Raw genomic sequence first — 19523 nt, 5'->3', positions numbered from 1 at the left:
TCGACGTCCTTGCGGTGGGCGTCGACAAGCTCATGAAGATCCTGAAAAGAAGGCATGGGGATAGCGTACGCGAATGATTTGAGTTTATGCTGGAACATATGAGTGTCATTGTTGCTTATCTTGGTCCACAAGGAACTTTTACAGAAGAAGCATTGTGGGCGCTGGCAGACAAAGGACAATTTGGTGCACACAAACAAGACATTGAGCTATTGGCCTGCACCAGTCCGCGCGAGGCAATCGACGCAATCCACGCAGGGCACGCGCATTTTGCCTGCGTTGCGATTGAAAACTCAGTAGATGGGGCAGTGACTCCCACATTTGATGCACTCGCTAGCGCCAACACACACCACAGTGGTGTGCAGATCTATGCAGAACTTGATCTTCCCATTGCCTTTAGTGCAATGAAACGTCAGGAAATAGTGGCAGACAAACCAACAGTAGCAACACACCCAGTGGCATATCGGCAGGTCAAGGGGTGGCTGGCGGATAATATAGGTGAGCATGAATTCCTCGCAGCATCATCTAATGCCGCTGCAGCCCATATGGTTGCTCGTGGACAAGCCGATATTGCCATTGCACCGCGTCGAGCAGCTGAAATCTGTGGTCTGAGCATCATTGCGGAGGAGGTTGCAGATGTTCCGGGGGCAAGAACACGATTTGTAGTAGTGGGACTACCTGGTCCAGTACCACAACCTACTGGAATAGATCGCACGGCAGTAATCTTCACAGTGCGTAATGAACCTGGTTCTTTGGTGCGGCTTCTCACCGAGTTTTCCCTGCGTGGAGTGGATCTAACCCGTATTGAGTCACGACCAACCACCCAAAAACTAGGAATGTACCGATTCCAGGTAGATATTGCCGGACACATCGACGACTTATCCGTAGCCGAAGCACTGCGCGCAGTGTACGTCCACTGTGATTCCATCCATTTTCTCGGCTCCTGGCCAGCAGATACCCCAGATGCTGAGAAGAAAAATGCACAAGATAATAAACTCTTAGCTAGTGCTCAGCAATGGGTACGCGATGCGCGCGCGGGACGACGCACACCCATGGTGGACTAACCCTGACAGACACAAGAGGAATGATATGGGCAGAGTAATTCTTATTCGACACGGACGCACCTTTTCTAACGCACAGCATATCCTCGACACCCGCCCACCGGGTGCAGAACTGACCGAAATAGGAAAAACCCAAGCAGACGACGCTGGTCTACAACTAGCACAGCTCAGTGATAACCTTGGCGGTATTTTCTGCTCAGTGGCAATCCGCGCCCAGCAGACCGCACTGCGTATTCGCACAGCGTATGCCCAGGCTCGGGCGATTGCGACAGAGAGTATTCCCCTCGAAGTTATGCCTGGTTTGCATGAGATTTTCGTCGGAGATTATGAAGGCAGAAATGATCAGGACGCGCATATGGCGTATGGGAATACTGCTCGGCAATGGATGTCCGGGGTGAATCAGGTACGACTTCCTGGTGGCGAGAGTGCACAAGACCTCGTAGAGCGCTATCAACCCATCATGGAAATGGCAGCGGAACGCACAGGCGATCATGTATTGGTAGTTCACGGTGGTGCCATGCGCATTGCTGGGTTATACGCCAGCGACATCGACCCACACCATGCTCAGAAAACATATATGTCGAACTGTGGTTTTATTGTGCTCGAACCCAGCGGCGAATTTGGAAAATGGCACTGCTCCCACTGGGTAACACCACTTCATAGTGCTTAAGCAACCTAAGCTGCTTAAGCTGTCTAGGCTGCTTATTGTCTGAGGGTTTTATTCCGCCGGTTCTTCTGCTACAGCTGGTTCCACAGCTTCTGGTGGGTGAACTGATGCCGCTGCCTCCGGATTTACCACAGGTGCACGTTCTGGGCGCGGTGCAGGTGGTTGCCCATTGATTAGCAAGTCATGCTTGGCGCTGCCGGTCAAAGTGCCAAAAGTAGCCTCTGGGTTAGCAAATACCAAGGCACAATTGGCACTATGTGAGCCACCAGTCCAGGAATTTTCATTGATAGCCGTCCAGAAGGGCTGCAAGGTGGAGTAATAGAGTGGATCGTCGCCACCGAGATAGTCAATAGCTGCCTGGGTGCATATATCGCGCAGGTGGCTATCTTGATCTTCAATGCTCGGCACGCCTTCAGGGAAAATCGTTTTCAGATCGACGATCTGGGTGATCTCGAGCTGATGATCCTGGGCGCAATCAACAACGCGAGTGGATTGGGCTGGGGTAATTGCTACACATTGCTCAGGAGCGTACACCCGAGATTGGTCTTGGGTTGCGGCGTTACCGGTGGTCAAAATTACTTTGCCGTTTTCGTCGGTAGCTTGGACACCACATAACAAGGTGCGGTCGCCGTTTTCCCATGCTGCTGCCGGTGGCAAAATTGAGGCAACAGAGTATTTTCCGGCTTGATCGAAGGTACCGCCAAGATAAGCCAGCGTGGGTGCTAAACACAGTTCTTCACGCAATTGTGCTTGGCGAGTAATGTCTGGCAGTGGTGCATTATCGCCGAACTCAGAGGTTGGGTAAGTAGAGAGATCTTCGCGGGAAGACACCTCAAAGCGGTGTTCATTGTCGCAGCTTGTTTGCTCAAAATCACTCACCGGTGTGCTGCCGGGATTGCTGTTACCAGCATTGTTTGTTTTGGTGCTCTCGGAATCATTCCAGGTAAGGCAGGCGCCAGCATTAGCGGTAGTAAAAGAACTATGTGCGCTGTCATCACCATCTTTTTCATTATTGGTTGCAGTGGCACCAAGAGTGGTATCTGGAGTCTCACTATTTTTATGCCGCAGGACTGTGAGAAAATACCCGGTGAAAAGGGTGGCAATGATAAGTATCACAATGACACCAATGGTGATAAGACGTTTTTTTTGCTGAGAACTGACCATAATGCTCACAATCATGCCACTTAAAAAGTTTTCGCGCTAGAAAATGCTAGAATATGGCGCGTGATTGATCTCAAGTTCCTCCGCGAAAATCCTGATATTGTCCGCCAGTCCCAGCTCACCCGTGGGGAAGACCCTGCCCTCGTGGATCAGCTCATTGCTGCCGACGAGCTGCGTCGTCAAGCAATCCAAACTGCCGACGAGTTGCGAGCTGAACAAAAAGCCTTTGGTAAGAAAATCGGGCAGGCTGATCCTGCTGAGCGTCCAGCCTTGCTACAAGGTTCTAATGAACTAAAAGCAAAGGTAAAGCAGGCAGAAGAAGATCAAAAGCACGCTGAAGAAACAGTGAGTGCATTGCAAATGCGCCTGGGGAATATCGTCGAAGGCGCACCAGCTGGTGGCGAAGACGACTATGTCGTGTTGGAACACGTCGGCCAGCAACCCACATTTGATTTTGAGGTAAAAGATCACCTTGACCTGGGTGAATCTTTGGGGCTTATCGACGTCAAGCGCGGTACAAAAGTAGGCGGTGCCAGATTCTATTACCTCACTGGTGATGGCGCTTTCCTCCAGCTGGGAATGTTGATGCTCGCTGCACAAAAAGCACGTGCTGCTGGGTTTGAGCTGATGATTCCACCAGTTCTTGTTCGCCCTGAGGTGATGCAAGGCACTGGTTTCTTGGGAGCGCACGCAGATGAGATTTATTATCTTGAGCGCGATGAATTGTATTTGGTGGGTACCTCAGAGGTGGCTCTTGCCGGCTATCATCAGGATGAGATCATTGACCTCTCTCAGGGGCCGAAGAAATATGCTGGTTGGTCATCTTGTTTCCGTCGTGAAGCTGGTTCCTATGGCAAAGATACTCGTGGTATTTTGCGCGTGCATCAATTCGATAAACTAGAGATGTTTGTGTATTGCAAGCCCGAGGAAGCACAAGCCCAGCACCAGGCGTTATTGGATATGGAAAAAGAAATGCTGGCAGCAGTGGGGGTTCCTTATCGCGTCATTGATGTTGCAGGTGGCGATTTAGGTTCCTCGGCGGCTCGTAAGTTCGACACAGAGGCGTGGGTTCCTTCTCAAGGCACTTATCGAGAGCTTACTTCTACCTCTAATTGCACCACATTCCAGGCGCGTCGTTTACAAACCAGATACCGTGATGAAAACGGAAAGACCCAGGTTGCTGCCACACTTAATGGCACACTTGCGACGACTCGCTGGTTGGTTGCCATTTTGGAGAATAATCAACAAGCAGACGGTAGCGTCGTCGTGCCTGAGGCGTTGCGACCTTTTGTTGGCAAAGAGGTTATTGAACCTGTGCGCAGCGCGAAATAATATCTAGCACAAGGCGCAAGGAATTCCATAAGCAGCTCACTACAGGGTGGTGAGCTGTTTATTTATGTACTTAAAAGGGGGTGGGGAAGGGGACGAACAAAGACGGCAGGATATTTTCTTGCCATAATTATTAAGTAGACATTAAATATATGTACCTGACCTGTACCCTTGCCGACTCGGAGCTTGATGATTATGCGTGAGAGCAAAACAATATATCGCGGTATTACTGAGATAATTCGTGGTATTACTAAACTGCAAGACATCAAGTTGCATCTTATTGGTGAGCAGCATATTCCTGAGTCCGGCGGTGCAGTTCTTGCCATTAACCACACTGGCTATTTAGATTTTATCTTCGGCGGCTTTTTGCCCCGAACCAAAGGGCGCGTGGTGCATTATCTCACTAAAGCGTCCATTTTTCAGAAACCGATTATTGGCTCACTCATGCAGATCATGGGGCATATTCCCGTTGATCGCATTGATGGGTCATCTTCCTTTGATAAAGCAGTTGCCAAAGCAAAAGCAGGCGATTTAGTTGGCATTTTCCCAGAGGGAACGATCTCGCGTAGTTTTGAGATTCGGTCATTGCGCACCGGTGCAGTCAGAATTGCCCACGAGGCAGGGGTGCCTGTTATTGTCCAAATCATTTTTGGTTCGCAGCGGATATGGACAAAAGGGCATAAGCGTAATATGGGTCGTTCGCATATCCCAATCATGGTGAAAGCCTGCCCACCTTTTTATCCAACTGGCGACGTCGAGGCAGATAATGCACAACTGCACCAGATCATGAGTGATGCGTTAGCTGAAGTATGGCAGCAGTACCAAGAGGAATGTGGTGATTTCCCTGCTGGGGCATATTGGGTTCCTGCTCGTTTAGGCGGAGGCGCGCCCAGTCTGGAAGAAATGGAGCAAAGAGATCAAGCTGTTGAAGAAGAACGCCATCGTGTTCGTCGGTTGAGCGAAGACTTAACGCGCCTGCGCAGCAAGGTTGAGGAAGCAACGCGAGCGATTTTTGCTGAGACGGCAGAGCAGAAGTCGAGACTGGCTGCAAGTAGTCAAATGACCTGGCTCAAAGAGAACTTGGATGCGGTGTTGAGTGAAACCTCGCGAGGTTTGCATGAAGGCAAGGGGCGAGTTACTGCCAGCGTACAGCAGTTGCGGGCGGAAATTGCGAGTATGTATGCCTCTTTGGCGCATACCAGTAGAGAAATTTATGAGGGGTCAGCGCTTGAAGAAGCCTTGGTCAATGTGGGGGCGTATTCGCGGCTTATCGTGTCTTCTTTGCCACACCGGGTAAAAACGGAGTTTTCTGATCTTCCTTCGGCACTTATTTGCGACGTAGAGCATACTCTTTGTCCTACTGGGGAGCCAGTGCCACAACGTACCGTTGCGGCACTAACCGATATTGCCGAGCGGGGCACCACGCTCATTTTCACGAGTGAACAAGCGCCTCGGGAAGATGTGCGTACGCTGTTCCCACAGAGTTGGTATATTGCACACAATGGTGCCTTGATTACTCATGCTGATAACACTGATAATGCTGAGGTCATTGGTATTTCTGCCGCGCATATTGAGCAAGTGACTGCGCTATTAGAAGAAAATAAATTATTGGTTTCCTGGTCTGGCGTCGATGGCATGATCCTCAGTGGCAAGGTTGAGCTTGACCCAGTACAACACAAAGATATTGTGACCAAGCTCGCGGAAATGCTGTGCGTTACCCCCTATGCAAAAGGCGTAATTGTGGGTGCGCAGGGCGTCGATAAGGCGAGTGCCTTATCGCAAGTTATGACTATGGCTGCGCGTCAGAAACAGCCATGTGCTGCAGAGGATGCAGTGCTTTTTGCTGGTACGCAGAGTGATCTGGTGCTCATGTCGCAGGTCGGAACGTGCGTTGCGCTCTATGGCAGCGCCCCAAGCGTGGTGCAGCGCGCGTCATCTTTGACGAGTGCGCGTGATGACGAAGGCGTTGCCAATATCGTGGAGTTAATTCTGAAGAATAACCAGGATACTGCTTAAAAAACTGTCAAAGGAGATTAATCATGGTGTATCTCATTATTGCCGCGCTGGCAGTAGCCGCAGTGATATATCTAATCGTGCGAAAAGTCAATGCGGCGGCATCAATTTTTGCCGTTGGTGTGATCGTGCTTATGCTTGCAGCACTGTTGGGCAAAGCGCAACCCACTACAGAGATAGAGTCTTCAGGAAATGCTTTCTACGATCAGCTTTTGGTAGTAGAAGCCCTGTTTAAGGCGCGTTTTTCTGGAATTGGCATGGCGATTATGGTGCTCTTTGGCTTTGTGTCCTATATGAGCCATATCGGTGCTGACACTAAAGCCGTGGTGATGCTTTCTAAGCCATTGCAGCGTTTTAATGGTTCGTATTGGTTGGTGCCATTGGGCTATTTCATTGGCACGTTATTGTCAATGGTGATCGCGTCTACCTCTGCGCTTTCTTTGCTTTTGGTCGCCACTCTCATGCCAGCACTTATTGCTGCTGGTTTGACCCCGTTGACTGTGGCCGCCATTGTGGTTACGTCGTCGACGATTGTGCCTACTCCTTTGGAGGCGGGACTTATTCAAGGTGCTTCTTTGGCTGATATGCCTATTTCTACCTTTGTGTATGGTTTTGTTGCCAGGTCTACTGTGCCTACCATCATCATTACTGCTTTTGTGCATATGTGGTGGCAGCGACGTTGTGATAGGAAAGAAAAAGCAGGTGCTAGTGCAGGAGCCTTGGCTCATGATGTGACTACTGCGGCGGCATTGGAGAAAGCTCAAAAACTACCTGCGTATTACGCTGTTTTGCCGCTGTTGCCTTTGGTGCTTATTGTGGTGTCTGCATTGCTTAAGAATATGGGTATTTTGTCTTTTGAGGCGGAAATTTTGCCGGTGACAGTGCTTTCTTTGTTCATTGCATTGCTTATCGAGGTGATTCGTCATCGCAATATCGCGCATAGTGTTGATTCGCTCAAGTCATTCTTCAGTGGCATGGGTGAGGGTGCTGCTGGCGTGGTGGCATTGTTGGTTGCTGCTGCGGTATTGATCGAGGGTATTACCCAGTTGGGTATTATTTCTATGCTTATCGACGCCACGGAACATACTTCTGGTGCCGCAATAATAGTGGTACTGATTTTCGTGGCTGCGACTGCTGTGATGGCATCTCTGACTGGCTCAGGCACCGCACCATACTTTGCTTTTGCTGAGGTCGTCCCCAAGATTTCTCAGCAAATGGGCATTTATCCTGCGCAAATGCTTACTGCCATCTGGGGTACTTCTAATCTTATGCGTCAGGTATCTCCGGTAAATGCAGCAGTGCTTATTGTGTGTGCTGCGATTAAAGTGGATCCGATTCGCTTAGTGAAACGCACATCAGTGCCGATGATTGTGGCGACCATTGTCAATGTGCTGCTGAGTTTCCTATTGATTAGTGCGTAGGTTGCGGGGATAGCGCAGAGGGTTAGCGTGCGGCAAGTTGCGCCGCACGCTGGTAGGAGACACCTAGGATGATGCCTATTTCTCGAACACTAAAGCCTTGTTTTTTCATTTCCGACGCTAGTTTGTGATGGGCGTCGGAGGCTTCTTTTTTTGTTTCTTCTGCTTGTTGTTTTAACAGGTCGGCATGGGTTTTTAATTCTGCCACTGCGGAAGGCAGGATTGGTTTAATGATGATTTCAACCTCGGCTGGATCAATTTTTGCTTGATACGCAATTGCTTCACGCATTTCTTCCGCTGCATGATCGAGTCTTTTGGTCTGGGAGACTGCTCCTACTTGTGCGCATTCTAAAACCCATACTGGGCTAGAGGAGCCACGTTCGGCTGTAACTGTGAATGTTGCCATTATCGCCACCATCCTTTTCCTAGTTCAGAGGCATATTGGTCAAAGAATTTCCTTGCAGTGGTATCGTCTATTTCTCGGTGTCGCCCAAGAGTTCTCGTTGTGTTACCGACACGATAGGCATCGTGACGGCTGAGCTTAATTTCTACAAATTCTAATCCTCTTCACTTTGCCTCATATCGAAGTTTTTTGATTACTGCACTTCGCTTCACATGGTCAGTCTACTAATGATAGACAACTTAATTCTATAGTGTATTGACAAATTTTCACTAAGAAAATAGTGAACAAGAAATTCAATCAGTGAGGTCTTGTGATGGGCGTCGGAGGGCGTGGGTTTGTATAGGACTTCCCCCGAAAAGGGGCGGAGTGCTACTAGTGGTTTCTATGTTTTTCTATAGAGCCAGCTTATAGGTTATATAGTGATTTGTGAGTACCATCACATACTCTTGATGTTATGTTTAGGCATACTATGTAGAACGGAATGACAAATACCTATGCACTGAAAACTGAAGAACCCGAGATAATCTATCTGCGGTATCTGCAGTATCTGGTGCACTACAACCTGGCTGAGAGGAGTTGCCATAAGATATGGCATCGACAAGCACACAGCAGTTTAATCCTGATTATTTTGCGCAGGCATGGCAAAAGTTTAGTGAAGAAGAATACGACGTAGTCATCATTGGTGGTGGCTCCGTGGGAGCAGGTGCGGCAGTAGACGCTGCAACACGTGGTCTTAAAACTGCCGTGATTGAAGCGCGTGATTTTGCCGCCGGCACCTCATCACGATCTTCTAAAATGTTCCACGGTGGACTGCGCTATCTCGCAATGCTTGACTTCCGTCTTGTTGCCGAATCACTCCATGAGCGTGAGCTCAATATGTCTACCCTGGCACCGCATTTGGTGAAGCCATTACGCTTTATCTTCCCGCTGACGCATCGCATTTGGGAACGCGTGATGATGTTTGGTGGCTTTACCTTGTACGACTTCATGGGTGGCGCGAAATCAGTACCGATGCAAAAGCACCTGAGTCGTAAGGGTGTGCTCAACATTGCACCGGGGCTCAAAAATGATGCCATCGTCGGTGGGGTGCGCTACTATGACACTCTCGTTGACGACGCTCGCCATACCATGACAGTGCTGAGAACTGCCGCGGAGTATGGGGCAACAGTGCGCACCTCGACGCAGCTAGTAGATTTTGTGAAAGAAGGCAACCGAGTAGTTGCTGCTACTTTGCGAGACAGTGACACAGGCGAACAGACCACAATCAAAGGCAAGGTCTTTATCAATGCCACCGGAGTGTGGAATGACGAAATAGAAAAACTTGCAGGTGCACAAGGCAAGTTTTCTGTTCATGCCTCTAAAGGTGTGCATATTGTGGTTCCGAAAGCAAAACTTGATGCTGAGGCAGCATTGTGTTTTGTTACTGAAAAATCAGTACTTTTTGTTATTCCGTGGGGTGAGTATTGGATTATCGGTACTACTGATACCGATTGGGAAAAACATCTATCCAAACCTGATCCAGCTCCTACCCGTGCTGACATTGATTACATCCTTGATCAGGTTAATCAGCGCGTCGCAAACCCAATTACTCATCAAGATATTGTGGGCGTGTACTCAGGTTTGCGTCCTTTGCTCAGTGGAAAATCTGATTCCACGTCGAATCTTTCTCGCAATCATGCTGTGGCAAAGGTGTTGCCTGGTTTAGTGTCGGTAGCAGGTGGCAAGTACACCACATATCGAGTTATCGGCAAAGACGCTGTGGATTTAGCTGCACAAGAATTATCTTCTGCTGTTTCTGAATCCATCACTCATCGCACCCCTATTTTGGGTGCTGATGGTTATCATGCTTTGGCTAATCAAGTGCCAGCGTTGGCGCGGCGCTATGGCATTACCGAAAAAACTGTGCAGCACCTACTCAATCGCTATGGCTCTCTTATTGCGGAAGTGCTGGCACCAGCCCAAGAAGATTCCTCTTTGCTTGAACCAGTAACAGCAGCACAGGGCTATATATGGGCTGAGGTTCGCTATGCAGTTACCCATGAAGGGGCATTGCATTTAGAGGATATTCTGAATCGTCGGTTGCGCGTGGCAATGGAATATGGCCATCGCGGTGTCGATAGTGCTGAAGACGTAGCGAAGTTCGTCGCCCCGCTATTGGGTTGGGATGACACACACATTGCAGCTGAGCTTAAAAACTTCCGTGCGCGTGTTGCGGCTGAATTAGAAGCAGAACAAGCCCTCACCGACGAGGAAGCAAATGGCATTGTCACAGCTGCGGCTGATACCAGAGCGGAAATAACCGAGCTCTAGGTCGAAGGAAAGTAGAAGTAGAAAGGCAAAAATATGTCCGGTGCATCATTGATGATGTGGGAGTTTTTTGGAACAGCAATACTGCTCTTGCTTGGCAATGGCGTATGCGCATTAAATACTTTGCGCACCTCTGCAGCCAAAAACTCTGACTGGATCGTCATCGCTTTGGGGTGGGGCATGGCAGTGTTTGTGGGTGCAAGCATTGCCGACGCGTCTGGAGCGCACCTCAACCCAGCAGTAACGCTCATGCTCGCCGTGAAAGGCAGCTTAGCGTGGTCTTTAGTGCCTTGGTATGTTGTTGGACAACTAGCTGGGGCTTTTGTCGGGGCGATTGCGGCATGGGCTGCATTTAAGCAGCTTTTCGACGCGAATAACTACGATGAGCACGGCAAAGAAACGGGCGCAAACAAAGATACCGGCGGTATCTTCTTCACTGCACCGGCACACCCACACAATGGTTGGAATGTGGTTACCGAGTTTATTGGTACATTTGTACTTCTGTCTTTTATTGCATTTGGTCCAAGTGGTGGGGAAATCGGTGGACTCAAATATGTAGCTGTGGCATTCGCAGTGGTCGGAATTGGTTTGTCCCTTGGTTCTCCTACAGGCTATGCCATCAACCCAGTGCGTGACTTTGGTCCACGCCTAGCCTATGCCTTTGTCCTGCCTATCAAAGGAAAAGGTAGCGCGAACTGGGGATATGCATGGGTTCCTATCGTTGGTCCCTTGCTTGCTGCCGTGGCAACAGGATTGCTTGCGCTTGTTGCTCTTTAAGTTCTGTGGGGCTCGGCGTGGCGTCGAAAAGCTGTGAACATAAAGCCGATAAAGCCCACAACAACCATACAAACCAAAAACGTGAAGGAAAATTATGACTAAATATGTTGGTGCGATTGACCAAGGCACTACCTCGACTCGCTTTATCATCTTTGACCACGACGGCAATCAAGTCTCAGTGGGGCAATACGAACACGAGCAGATCTTTCCGCAAAAAGGCTGGGTAGAGCATGACCCGAAAGAGATCTGGGATAACACTCGTCGCGCAGTAGGCAGCGCCCTTGCCGACGGCGATGTTTCTCCTTCTGACCTGGTTGCCATTGGCATTACCAATCAGCGTGAAACCACGGTCGTATGGGATAAAAACACTGGTGAGCCAGTGTATAACGCGATCGTGTGGCAGGACACGCGTACCACGCAGATTTGTAAAGAACTTATTGGCGACAAAGACCCTGACAAGTGGCGTCGCAAAACTGGGTTGCTGATTAATTCATACCCATCAGGTCCAAAAATCAAATGGATTCTCGACAACGTACCTGGTGCCCGCGAACGCGCCGAGGCAGGAGATCTGCTCTTTGGCACCACTGATACGTGGCTGTTGTGGAACCTCACCGGTGGTGCTGAAGGCGATAATGGTCATGAAGCACTCCATGCTACCGACGTAACGAATGCCTCACGTACCCTCTTGATGGATATTGAGACGCTGCAATGGGATACCGAACTATGTGCGGCTATGGGTATTCCTATGTCAATGTTGCCGGAAATTCGCCCGTCGGTAGGCGATTTCCACCAAGTTCGGGAACGTGGTTCACTCAGCGGCGTGCCGATTAAGGCAATTTTGGGCGACCAGCAGTCGGCAATGTTCGGTCAAGGTTGTTTCCGCCCAGGCGACGCCAAGAATACCTATGGTACTGGCCTATTCTTGCTGCTTAACACTGGTACGACACCGAAGTGGTCTGATAATGGCTTGCTTACCACTGTGTGCTACCAGATCGAAGGGCAAAAACCAGTGTATGCTCTCGAAGGTTCTGTTTCTATGGGTGGTTCTCTGGTGCAGTGGCTGCGTGACAACTTGCAGCTCATTCCTAACTCAGCTGCGGTAGAGAACTTGGCAAGGTCAGTAGAAGACAATGGTGGTGTGTATATTGTTCCTGCGTTCTCTGGACTTTTTGCCCCATATTGGCGCCCAGACGCTCGCGGTGTAATCGTTGGTCTTACTCGCTTTGCTAATCGCAATCACATTGCACGCGCAGTGCTCGAAGCAACCGCATACCAAACCCGTGATGTCGCCGATGCGATGGTTGCAGACTCTGGTGTTGCTATCACTGACCTGCGCGTCGACGGTGGCATGACCTATAACGAGCTGCTGATGCAATTCCAGGCTGATGTCTTGGGCGTGAACGTGCACCGACCAAAGAACGTGGAGACTACTGCCACAGGTGCCGCTTTTGCTGCTGGTCTTGCCGCTGGTTTCTGGGAGAATCTCGAGGTGCTTGGTTCCCAAAAGGGCGAACCGACGATCTGGAAACCAAAGATGGAAAAAGAAAAGGTAGAAGAACTCTACCGTGAGTGGAAACGTGCGATAAAGCGCTCCTTAGACTGGGAAGACACTGTAGAAGACGATGTGATTTGATCCCGCTTATGCGTTAGGTTACTCATCATGAGAAGAGCTGCACTGAGGACTGAGGTAGGCTAAAGGCTATGGTCGATTTTGGTGCAGCTCCTCGGTTTATTGTCAGTGATATTGATGGCACTTTTTTGGGGGAAAATGCTCGAGTTGCACCACGCACTCGCGCAGTCGTCGAACGCGCCACCTCGCAGGGCACGCATTTTGCATTAGCGACGGGCAGACCGCATAGGTGGCTATTGGAGGTCGTCGAGCAGCTTAGCCAGAAACCATTATGCGTGCTTTCCAATGGTGCAGTTATTTATGACAGTGCTCATGACCACATAGTGCACGCGCATGAACTAACCCCTGAGGCAATGAGCCATGTATATAGCATCGCTACAGAGGTCTTTGCCCCATTGGGCGGGATCAATATAGCCTGTGAGCGGGCAGGACAATCGGCTTATGATCCCGTTGATAGCTTGTTCATTTCCGATCATCGCTACAGTGACCTCATTGGCAAAGAGGGGTTTGGGATAGCTGCTCCTGACGAGGTTATCGCGCGCCCAGCAGTAAAAATGCTCCTGCTGAATCCTGAGTTGAAAGCAGCAGATATGTACGCTGCCCTTGCCCCACATATTGATAGCACCCGCGTGCATATGACCTATTCGATGGACAAGGGATTACTGGAGTTCACTGCACCAGGGGTCACCAAGGCTACCGGGGTGCGCTATCTTGCCCAGCAGTATGGGGTCGCACAGCATGAAATCATTGCCTTTGGCGATATGCCTAATGACATCGAAATGCTTTCCTGGGTTGGGCATGGCGTGGCAATGGGTAATGCCCGCCCAGAGGTGAAAGAGGTTGCGCAAGAAATAGCACCACCCCATACGGACGACGGAGTGGCGCAGGTACTAGAGCGCTGGTTCTAGGGATGTGTCCTAGTAATTAATCACTTGGATCTGCCCTGTGGCTGGGTCGAAAGTGATGTATCCATGTTGAAAATCAGCACGAATAAGCCCGCCAGCTGGGTATTCTTGGCTAATTGGCAAGCCGAGTGCCCCAAGGCTAAGTCCTTGGTTGGCCCATGCGTCGGCAATGCGACCCCACAGTGCTTGTACGCCAGTGATTTGAGAATCAACCAGAATTCCATTGTCGAAAAGCACATAGCGCACGGGTTGGCCTTGTGAATCAGTATAAGTATTCACACCAGAACGTGGTTTGCCCAACGGTGAGCTGGTTGCAGAACCAGTGTGAGCGTAACCAAGGGTGAGTCGCAGGTCATTGAAGAATGAGGCGATATTATTGAGCAGTGCGCGCAAATCAGACAAGCGGATTCCGGAGGATTGTTGCTTAGGAGCCTCGGTGGTGTCCTCGATTTCGCTGAGTCCTGCCTGGGCAATTTTCTCATGCTCGGGCGCTGATTTTTGCTCTTGCGTCTGCTTTTCGACGCTCACCGCAGATGTTGGTTCAGCAGCGTTTGTGGTGCTCGCATGAGTTTCTGGCTCTGCGACAGCCTGGGTGGTCAGCGTTTTTGTTGCTGTTGCTGTTGTTGTCTCGGTGGCAGTCTCTGTTTCGATAGCTGTAGTAGTTGCCGTGGCAGTGGTGGTTATTGCAGTAGTAGCGGTATGAGTCACTGGGGCAATAGGGCTAGGGACTACAGTTGGTTCAGTTGTCGTTGCTGCTTCGGTTTTGGCACTTGTGGTTTGGATTGCCGCAGGAACGAGCGCAGCTGGTGTTGTTGCCGCCGCAGGGGTAACTGGTGCGGCAGTGCTAGTAGTTGCTGGTGCTGCTGTCGTGCTATTCTCCGCAGGTGCAGGTGCAGGTGCAGGTGCAGGTGCAGGTGCAGGTGCAGGTGCAGGTGCAGGTGCAGGTGCAGGTGCAGGTGCAGGTGCAGGTGCAGGTGGGTTAGCGCCTGCAATCAAAGAATCATATTTTTCTTTGGCAATTCTGCGGATATTATCCATTTGCGCATAACCATATTCACCAGGGCACGAGGTTAGACCAACGTCGCGGTGCGCGAAGATATTAGGCAAAGTAACTGGGGTGCCATAGGCATAGCTGGTGTACGAGGACCCCTCTGAATAGTGAGTGTCGGAACCAGTTGGATCAAAGCCAGCTACCTTTGCGCGCCAACCAGCAAGCTCTCCGACGGCTTTAATCATCTGCGGGGTGGTTTCTGCAATATCGTAGTTGCCAAGCATCGAAATTGCCCAGGTATTTTCGTTGAAACCGCCTGCGTGAGCGCCCTCAACAGCTTTATTCAGACCGCCGAAACGTCCTTCGTAGAGGTTGCCGTATTTGTCAGCAAGGGATTGGTAACCAATATCGCACCAGCCGAGGGTTTGAGCGTGGTACTTGTAGACACCGCGGACGATACCAGGTGCTTGTGCTTCGGTGTAGTCATTGGAACCAGCTGTGTGGTGGATGGTTACTGCGGAAACACCATCGTTGTAGGTAGGTTGTTGGCAGCGTAACGACTCATCGGCTCCCCAGCCCGCGCGGGAGATAACGCGTGGCATTCCGTCGGAGTCTGCGGTGAGGTTGATGCCATCAGTTGGAGTGGTGGATTCGCCACCGTCAATGAACACTACGTCGAAATCTGCTGCTTTGGCTGCGGCGGAGGCAGGTGCAGCAGGATCAGTGTTAGCTGGGCTGAGCAGGTCGACGCCCGCCAGAGAAACTTGCACGGTATGAGTGGGTTCCACATAAACAAGGTCGGTACCGTGCTTTGCACCTGGGGTGTCTACGGCGTTATCCGCAGGTTCTGCCTTAAACCAGGAGGTCCACGAACCGTCGTTGCGCTGACTACGCACAAAGGCGGCTATGTCTTTTTCGCCGGTCCAGGTCAGGGCGAATTGAGAGAACTCATCAGCACGGTTGAATTGCTTTACCGTGCGTGCTGCCTCGCCTGTGCCTTGGGTGGCGATTGCTGGATCGTCAATGACGACGTTTTCGCCGGCGGCAAGAGAGTCAGTGGCAAGGGTGGGGTCGATGGGGGCGACGGCATCGCCGTCGGTACGCAGGATGGAGGTACCGCCGGCTGCGACAAGACCTGCGGCAACCACAGTGGTCGTTATGACAGCCGCGCTGAGTGGCTTAACAATAAGCGCGCTCAAGCCTGTGCGCGGTGCGAGTTTTTTCTTTTTCCGTTGCGGCACGTAGAACACTCCCTTGGTTACTCATATCGTCGTGGTGCTGCTGGGACATTTTTCAATCTTTGGCAAGTCTAGTATATGAATGAGGTTAATGAAACAGATGAGGTGCTATAATCCTGTAGTTTTCTATGTTGCATATGTGAAAAATGGTGCATGAGCGCGGTGTTCGATGAAAACTGTGAATTCTAAAAATTTTTTATTCCATATGCAATTAAATCGATGATTAACTGGTTGCTTCCCTGAATTAGCACTGGGTTTAGGATAGTCTCGAGGCTATGAGTAATTTCGATTTAATCGTGGTCGGTTCTGGTCTTTTTGGGCTTACCGTCGCAGAGCGCGCAGCAAGCCAACTAGATAAAAAAGTTCTCATCGTAGAACGTCGCTCCCACCTTGGCGGCAATGCCTACTCCGAGGCGGAACCAGAAACCGGAATTGAAATCCATAAATACGGTGCACACCTATTCCACACCTCCAATGAACGAGTGTGGAAATATGTTAATCAGTTCACCGACTTCACCGGATACCAGCACCGCGTATTCGCCATGCACAAAGGTACCGCATACCAATTCCCGATGGGGCTTGGTTTGATTAACCAATTCTTTGGTCGTTATTACTCCCCAGATGAAGCCCGCGAACTCATTGCGCAGCAATCAAGCGAAATCAACTCCGAAGATGCTACCAATTTAGAAGAAAAAGCAATCTCGCTTATCGGTCGCCCACTCTACGAAGCATTCATCCGCGACTACACCGCCAAGCAATGGCAAACAGATCCAAAAGAGCTGCCAGCAGGTAATATCACCCGTCTGCCAGTGCGCTACAACTTCGACAACCGCTATTTCAACGACACATACGAAGGCCTGCCCGTCGACGGCTATGCGCAATGGCTGGAAAATATGGCAGCGCACGAAAACATTGAAGTGCGCCTAGACACTGACTGGTTTGAGGTGCGAGAAGAACTACGCGCCCAGAATCCCGATGCGCCTGTTGTATATACCGGACCGCTAGATCGCTACTTTGACTATTCGGAAGGAAAATTAGGCTGGCGCACGCTCGACTTTGAGACAGAGGTGCTGCCTACAGGCGATTTCCAAGGTACGCCAGTGATGAACTACAACGATGCCGAGTTCCCTTACACGCGTATTCATGAATTCCGCCACTTCCACCCAGAGCGCGAAGACAGCTACCCCAAAGATAAGACCGTCATTATGAAAGAGTATTCACGCTTTGCTGAGGGGGATGACGAGCCATATTACCCAATCAACACTCCTGACGACCGCGAAAAGCTACTCAAATACCGTGAGCTTGCCGACGCTGAAACCGCAGAAAATAAGGTCTACTTTGGTGGCAGGCTCGGCACTTATCAGTACCTCGATATGCACATGGCGATTGCATCTGCGCTATCCATGTTTGATAACAAGCTTATCGACGAACTGAGCTAGCCGCTTTAAGCTAAAGGTGAGAAAGACTGAATCATTCCTGGAGGTGCTGGGTGTGGTTCGTATGGTTCCTGGCTCCGGTTTGGTGCCTGAAAATGACCCACCTCACACTTAAAGTTTAAGACTGCAACTTTCCCACACTTAAAGTTCAAGTGTGGGGTTTATAGTTTAAGTCTGTGCACTAAAAGTTTAAGTGTGAGAGTGTTGGAAAACTCTAAAAATCTCTAAAGCGGGAGTTTTCCCTGTTGAATAGGGTTGGCAGGATTTTTCACACTTAAACTCTTGTCCACACTTGAAGTTTAAGTCTTGCACACTTAAAGTTTAAGTGTGACTCTGAATTGGACTGATGATGATGTGCTTCACCTTATTGATGAACTACGCCTTCGTGGTGGCGATAAGTACGAGGTGGAAGTAAAAACCGGCAGAAATGGAGTCCCACACCTCGGAGAGACTCTTTCTGCTTTTGGGAACACGCCTGATGGTGGCGTTATTGTCATAGGAATCGACGAAAAAGCAGGATTCTCTGTAACTGGAATTAGTGATGTCGCAAGCTATGAGCAAAGCATTGCTAGCCAAGCCCGTGACTCTATCACCCCTCCCGTGAACTGCTCATTTTCAACTGTTACTCTCCCTGCAGATCTTTCTGCTTCCACATCCTCAGCAACTGAATCAGCAAATAAAACAGTGCTTATCGTTCACGTTCAAGGGCTTCCATTATCAGATCGCCCAGCTTACTACGCTGGTTCCGCATACCTGCGCCAAGCAGATGGTGACTATGAGCTCAGTGTGCAAGAAATTGCCCAACTTGAGCTCCTCAAAACTCAAGCTTTCCAGCGAACTCACCCGGATCGTGATTTTGTGCAAGATAGTGCTATTGATGACCTGGATCCAGAGTTACTCGCTGCTTATTTGAGGGAAGTTCGCATACAGTCGCGTCGTCAAGCTGCGTTAACAGATGAGCAGATCCTATTTAATACTGGGGTAACCAGCAGGGATGGTCGTGTCTCCCTTGCTGGTCTTTATGCCCTTGGCATTGCTCCGCAGCGAATTAACCCAAGTTTGGGCATCACTTGTGCTGTTCAACTTGATTCCATAATCGACGGAGCACGAACCCAAGACCTTAAGCATTTCACAGGGCCAATCCCAGACTTACTAGAACAGTCACTAGAGTGGGTTATGCGTAATACACTGACTCGCATAAGCTATACCACCGCAGGTCACGGACAAAATCAGAGTGAACTACCAATGCGTGCGGTTCGTGAGATCATTGCTAACGCCTTGATCCACCGCAATTTGGATTCCGTGACAGACACAAAACGCATTGAGATTCGTATTAAAAATGATTCCCTGATTATCACAAGTCCAGGTGGGTTATGGGGTGTTTCAGAGAGCCAATTGGGACAACCGGGAGGAAAATCAGCAGTCAATCCAACTCTGTATGAGATTTGTAAACATCTCCGGATGCACGACGGTAATCGTGTGATCGAAGGAGAAGGCGGTGGCATTGCAGAAACTATAACGGCTATGCAGCAGGCAAGCTTACGATCCCCTCATTTCAAGGATCAAGGAATCATGTTCATGGCGCAGCTTTCTCGTCGTGCTCTCCTAACGCATGAGGATTTGTCCAGATACGAGAATAATCTTCAAGTTTCTCCTCTGTCGGAGACTGCGGTGAAGATAATTATGAGTTTACGTGATGGAGAGGAATGGTCTGCGCCACGAATTAAGGAAGAGTTTGGTGTGGATGCTAACCAAGCACGGTCAATCCTCAAAGAAATAGAAAGCATGGAAGATGTTATCGCCAAAACAGTTAATAGAGTGAAACTTTATCGTGCTAAAAATCTTGTGAAAGGAGCTAACACTACAAAAATATCTGCTGATTCTGCTAAAGCAGCCGTTGAAATAACCGGTGGGGAGAAAGTTGAAGGAGAAAGGAGTGAACCACTTACAAAGAACGGTCCTGCGATTCTCGATGCTTTGGATCAATTGGCTGCAATCAACAAACCGGCAACTTTACAGGAACTCATAGCAGTCACAGGTCTTAGCGAAGGTCAAACTCGTTTTGCCCTAAGTTGGCTCATTGAGCGCGGATACATTCAGATGCTTGGTAAGCAGGGGCGTCGAGACACAAAATATGTGCGGACTTAGAGGTATGTAGCAAAAATCTCCCTCTAGCGGTAAGGGCTAGAG

14 protein-coding genes are annotated in these 19523 nt (G+C 49.8%); 11 read left to right on the top strand and 3 right to left on the bottom strand.

Annotated features, from left to right (window positions below; translation table 11 throughout):
* Positions 1–98: 98 nt before the first annotated feature.
* Entirely contained in the window at positions 99–1061 is a 963-nt protein-coding gene (pheA, locus tag EML15_RS09960; protein WP_144275051.1) for a prephenate dehydratase, read from the top strand.
* Positions 1062–1086: 25 nt separating this feature from the next.
* The gene (locus EML15_RS09955) at positions 1087–1728 is read left to right on the top strand and encodes a histidine phosphatase family protein (RefSeq protein WP_185967228.1); all 642 of its coding nucleotides are present in this window, start codon (positions 1087–1089) and stop codon (positions 1726–1728) included.
* A 48-nt stretch (positions 1729–1776) separates the two neighbouring features.
* Here the strand turns inward: EML15_RS09955 and EML15_RS09950 are convergent, their stop codons facing one another.
* A complete protein-coding gene (locus EML15_RS09950) occupies positions 1777–2904 on the bottom strand; it encodes a septum formation family protein (RefSeq protein WP_246858248.1) in 1128 nt (375 codons plus the stop codon).
* Between the two features lie 45 nt (positions 2905–2949).
* On the opposite strand from EML15_RS09950, the gene serS reads away from it, so the two are divergent.
* The 3 genes from serS (at position 2950) to dcuC (ending at position 7649) form a co-directional block, all read left to right on the top strand.
* Positions 2950–4218, top strand: coding sequence for a serine--tRNA ligase (gene serS, locus EML15_RS09945; protein ID WP_144275055.1), 1269 nt, complete (start codon positions 2950–2952; stop codon positions 4216–4218).
* 192 nt (positions 4219–4410) lie between these two features.
* Positions 4411–6231, top strand: coding sequence for a 1-acyl-sn-glycerol-3-phosphate acyltransferase (locus EML15_RS09940; RefSeq protein WP_185967229.1), 1821 nt, complete (start codon positions 4411–4413; stop codon positions 6229–6231).
* A 23-nt stretch (positions 6232–6254) separates the two neighbouring features.
* Complete coding sequence (gene dcuC, locus EML15_RS09935; RefSeq protein ID WP_144275059.1) at positions 6255–7649, top strand: C4-dicarboxylate transporter DcuC; 1395 nt, start codon at positions 6255–6257, stop codon at positions 7647–7649.
* A 22-nt stretch (positions 7650–7671) separates the two neighbouring features.
* Here dcuC and EML15_RS09930 read toward each other — a convergent pair whose 3' ends face one another.
* The gene (locus tag EML15_RS09930) at positions 7672–8052 is read right to left on the bottom strand and encodes a hypothetical protein (protein ID WP_246846922.1); all 381 of its coding nucleotides are present in this window, start codon (positions 8050–8052) and stop codon (positions 7672–7674) included.
* Positions 8053–8637: 585 nt separating this feature from the next.
* Between EML15_RS09930 and EML15_RS09925 the strand changes: the two genes are divergently transcribed.
* The 4 genes from EML15_RS09925 (at position 8638) to EML15_RS09910 (ending at position 13671) form a co-directional block, all read left to right on the top strand.
* A complete protein-coding gene (locus EML15_RS09925; protein WP_144275061.1) occupies positions 8638–10359 on the top strand; it encodes a glycerol-3-phosphate dehydrogenase/oxidase in 1722 nt (573 codons plus the stop codon).
* 33 nt (positions 10360–10392) lie between these two features.
* Positions 10393–11133, top strand: a complete 741-nt coding sequence (locus tag EML15_RS09920) for an MIP/aquaporin family protein (RefSeq protein ID WP_144275063.1) — start codon at positions 10393–10395, stop codon at positions 11131–11133.
* Positions 11134–11227: 94 nt separating this feature from the next.
* Complete coding sequence (glpK, locus tag EML15_RS09915) at positions 11228–12766, top strand: glycerol kinase GlpK (RefSeq protein WP_144275065.1); 1539 nt, start codon at positions 11228–11230, stop codon at positions 12764–12766.
* A 68-nt stretch (positions 12767–12834) separates the two neighbouring features.
* On the top strand, positions 12835–13671 hold the full coding sequence (locus tag EML15_RS09910) for an HAD family hydrolase (RefSeq protein ID WP_144275067.1): 837 nt from the start codon (positions 12835–12837) through the stop codon (positions 13669–13671).
* Between the two features lie 9 nt (positions 13672–13680).
* Here the strand turns inward: EML15_RS09910 and EML15_RS09905 are convergent, their stop codons facing one another.
* Positions 13681–15900 (bottom strand): N-acetylmuramoyl-L-alanine amidase, encoded by a 2220-nt coding sequence (locus EML15_RS09905; protein WP_349236857.1) that lies wholly within the window; start codon positions 15898–15900, stop codon positions 13681–13683.
* A 272-nt stretch (positions 15901–16172) separates the two neighbouring features.
* Here EML15_RS09905 and glf point away from each other — a divergent pair, with 272 nt between their 5' ends.
* Positions 16173–17336: a UDP-galactopyranose mutase gene (gene glf, locus EML15_RS09900; protein WP_144275069.1), complete on the top strand. Its 1164-nt coding sequence runs from the start codon at positions 16173–16175 to the stop codon at positions 17334–17336.
* A gap of 324 nt (positions 17337–17660) precedes the next feature.
* Positions 17661–19481: an ATP-binding protein gene (locus tag EML15_RS09895; RefSeq protein WP_144275071.1), complete on the top strand. Its 1821-nt coding sequence runs from the start codon at positions 17661–17663 to the stop codon at positions 19479–19481.
* Positions 19482–19523: the final 42 nt, after the last annotated feature.

This window comes from Corynebacterium sp. sy017 (assembly GCF_017918135.1).
Lineage (GTDB): Bacteria > Actinomycetota > Actinomycetes > Mycobacteriales > Mycobacteriaceae > Corynebacterium.
This window is presented reverse-complemented; position numbering and strand designations above follow the sequence as displayed.

Excerpts from the sequence above, each read along its gene's own strand:
- glf (WP_144275069.1), top strand. The coding sequence starts at position 16,173 with ATGAGTAATTTCGATTTAATCGTGGTCGGTTCTGGTCTTTTTGGGCTT.
- EML15_RS09955 (WP_185967228.1), top strand. The coding sequence starts at position 1,087 with ATGGGCAGAGTAATTCTTATTCGACACGGACGCACCTTTTCTAACGCA.
- glpK (WP_144275065.1), top strand. The coding sequence starts at position 11,228 with ATGACTAAATATGTTGGTGCGATTGACCAAGGCACTACCTCGACTCGC.
- EML15_RS09940 (WP_185967229.1), top strand. The coding sequence starts at position 4,411 with ATGCGTGAGAGCAAAACAATATATCGCGGTATTACTGAGATAATTCGT.
- EML15_RS09925 (WP_144275061.1), top strand. The coding sequence starts at position 8,638 with ATGGCATCGACAAGCACACAGCAGTTTAATCCTGATTATTTTGCGCAG.
- EML15_RS09920 (WP_144275063.1), top strand. The coding sequence starts at position 10,393 with ATGTCCGGTGCATCATTGATGATGTGGGAGTTTTTTGGAACAGCAATA.
- pheA (WP_144275051.1), top strand. The coding sequence starts at position 99 with ATGAGTGTCATTGTTGCTTATCTTGGTCCACAAGGAACTTTTACAGAA.
- dcuC (WP_144275059.1), top strand. The coding sequence starts at position 6,255 with ATGGTGTATCTCATTATTGCCGCGCTGGCAGTAGCCGCAGTGATATAT.
- EML15_RS09910 (WP_144275067.1), top strand. The coding sequence starts at position 12,835 with ATGGTCGATTTTGGTGCAGCTCCTCGGTTTATTGTCAGTGATATTGAT.
- EML15_RS09950 (WP_246858248.1), bottom strand. The coding sequence starts at position 2,904 with ATGATTGTGAGCATTATGGTCAGTTCTCAGCAAAAAAAACGTCTTATC.
- EML15_RS09930 (WP_246846922.1), bottom strand. The coding sequence starts at position 8,052 with ATGGCAACATTCACAGTTACAGCCGAACGTGGCTCCTCTAGCCCAGTA.